Raw genomic sequence first — 2121 nt, 5'->3', positions numbered from 1 at the left:
GGGACGGGACGTTCGCGCCGCGTACGCGGATCGGCGGTGGCTGGAACGTGTACGGCGACATCGTGGGGATCGGTGACGGCAACAAGGACGGCCGTTCCGACCTGTACGTGCGGACGCCGCAGGGCGCGGCCTTCTTCTATCCCGGCACGGGCGACTACAAGGCCCCGTTCAAGCCCCGCTCCTCGACCGGGGCCGCGACGTCGGAGAGCTGGGCGGGGAACCCGTACAGCCAGGTCTCCTGACCCGACCCCGCCGTCCGGTCCCCCCTCACACACCTCATCTCTGCACCATCCGAGAGGAACACACCTTGCTCACCGCTCTCTCCCGTCGTCGTGTCCTGATGTCCACAGGTGTCGTCCTGGCGGTGATCGCGTCCGGTCCGTTCCTCACCCCGACCGCCTCCGCCGCGGCGCCGGTGGCGACGGCTCCGGCCGCGGTGGCCGCCGCCCCGATCAAGGTTCCGTTCCTCGCCTCGGGCGGGTCGCTGGTCGGCGCGGGGACCACCGGCTTCCTCACCCGGGACGCCGACAGGGTCGTGCGCTGGACCCGGTACGCGGACGGGGTCTCCCAGGTCGTCGGCGCCGGCGCCGCGGTCCACGGTTCCGCCTCGGACTTCGTGGTGCTCTCCTGGGAGAAGCTGCAGAGGTACGGCACCGAGAAGGCCATGGTGTACGACATGGCCACCGGCGCCGCCCCCGTCACCTTCGACGGATTCAGCGGCCTCGTCACGGGCGCGGCGGGATCCGCCCTCTTCGACGACGGGCGGCGTCTGCATCCGGTCCTCAGCACCCAGAAGGGCAGTGTCCGGACCGCCGGCCCGGTGGCCGGCATGACGGAGCCCAGCGAGAGCGAGTTCAGCATCGCGGACAGCGTGCCGGGCACCGCCCTCGGGTTCTACCAGTCCTTCGAACCCGTGAAGCCCCCCAAGCTGGTGGTCGTCGACATCGCCGGTGCCCGTGTCACCGACACGTACACGCCGGGCGAGGGGGCGACGTTCGCCGGCGGTGCCTCGATCACGGGGGACCGCGTCGACTGGGCGGAGTCCGTGGACGGGAAGACCGTCCTCGCGTCGGCGAAGCGCGGTTCGGCGGAGGTCACCCGCGTACCGCTGACCGGTGACGGTCCCACCTCCTACCAGGGGGCCCTGGGCGACGGATGGTTCGCGTTCGGGGGCGAGGGCGAGCGCCACGCGGAGGGGGTCGTGGCCCGTTCCCTGACGGGCGAGCCCTCCGTGAGGCTGCTCGACCATGCCGAGAGCGTCATGAAGGCCGCCGACGGCACCCTGCTCGCCATCGGGACCACCGCCGACCGCGGTACGGGCGTGTACCGGCTCGCGGTCGAGGACGGGAAGCCGTCCGCCGAGCTGATCGCCGCCACCGGCGAGCCGCCCGCGCCCACCACCCCGATCAGCTACACCGGCCACGCCGTCCCGGCCGTCCTCAACCTCGACGGCGTCGCCAAGACCCGGATGAGCTGGAAGTTCTCCACCACCAAGGCTGACCTCTCGATCGAGCTCAGGCACAAGGAGTCGTGGTCGTCCTTCCGCACGACCGTCCGCCCCCGCACCACCGGCACCGGAGTCCTCCCCGACGGCTCCTTCGCCATCGACTGGGCCGGGGAGACGGGCTGGGGCACGATGAGGGATGCCGCTCCCAACGGCTCGTACGAGTGGACGGTGACCGCCAGGCCCTGGAACGGGATGCCGTCCGCCACGGCCACCGGCACGTTCGAGGTGAAGCGCACGCCCAAGGCGCACGACTACCGGGACAACGGCTCGCCCGACCTGTTCGCCCGGCGGACCGACGGACGCCTCGACGCGATCGACACGCGCTGGGACGACGCCGCGGGACGGCTCGTCGCCACCGAGACCCGTAGCGGCGCGGTGTACCGCGGGGACTGGAACGCCTACGACCGTCTCGAGGCCGTCGGCGACATCGCGGGCTCCACGGCCTTCGACGTCGTCACCCGGGACAAGGCCGGCGTGCTGTGGCTGCACGTCGGCGATTCGTCGGTCAGCCGGTCGCCCGTGCGGGTGGGCGGCGGGTGGAACACGTACGCGCAGTTCACGGGTGGCAGTGATCTGACGGGTGACGGGCGGGCTGATCTGGTGGCCCAGGACAA

General features: G+C 71.9%; 1 protein-coding gene and 1 pseudogene. Both read left to right on the top strand.

Features of this window, described 5'->3' with window-relative positions; translation table 11 throughout:
- Positions 1–242: pseudogene (locus tag ACFQ79_RS40675) on the top strand (hypothetical protein); the annotation flags it as partial.
- A gap of 65 nt (positions 243–307) precedes the next feature.
- The coding region (locus ACFQ79_RS40670) for a hypothetical protein (RefSeq protein ID WP_383593423.1) at positions 308–2121 on the top strand (1814 nt) is incomplete at its 3' end.

This window comes from Streptomyces sp. NPDC056480 (assembly GCF_042795405.1).
GTDB lineage: Bacteria > Actinomycetota > Actinomycetes > Streptomycetales > Streptomycetaceae > Streptomyces.
The sequence above is the reverse complement of the archived record's forward strand: the minus strand, read 5'-3'. Positions and strand labels throughout refer to the sequence as shown.